This is a genomic window from Saccharopolyspora sp. 6V, from assembly GCF_020176785.1.
GTDB classification, from domain to species: domain Bacteria; phylum Actinomycetota; class Actinomycetes; order Mycobacteriales; family Pseudonocardiaceae; genus Saccharopolyspora_C; species Saccharopolyspora_C gregorii.
The window spans coordinates 1-262 of record NZ_JAIUKB010000240.1 but is presented as its reverse complement, the minus strand read 5'-3'; the positions used below and the strand labels follow the sequence as shown (position 1 = coordinate 262).

General features: G+C 73.3%; 1 protein-coding gene. It reads left to right on the top strand.

All coding sequences use genetic code 11. From position 1 onward, the window contains the following. On the top strand, positions 1-197 hold a 197-nt coding region (locus LCD35_RS29710; RefSeq protein ID WP_225045325.1), incomplete at its 5' end, for an aldehyde dehydrogenase family protein. Between the last annotated feature and the right edge of the window lie 65 nt (positions 198-262).

The following is a 262-nucleotide window of genomic DNA, read 5'->3' as shown; positions in this document are numbered from 1 at the left end:
ACGCCGCGCGGGCGTTCCGCGTCGCGCGGAAGCTGCGCGCCGGCACGGTCGGCATCAACGGGTTCCAGGTCGAACCGCACCTGCCGTTCGGCGGGTACAAGCAGTCCGGGCTGGGCCGCGAAGGCGGCCGCAGCGCCTACGAGGCCTACACCGAGCTGAAGTCGGTGCTGCTGCCGCTGACCGACGAGCTGATGTGAGGTGGCCGGGTTGCGCGGCAAGGTCGCGATCATCACCGGGGCGGCGGGTGGCCAAGGCGCGGCGG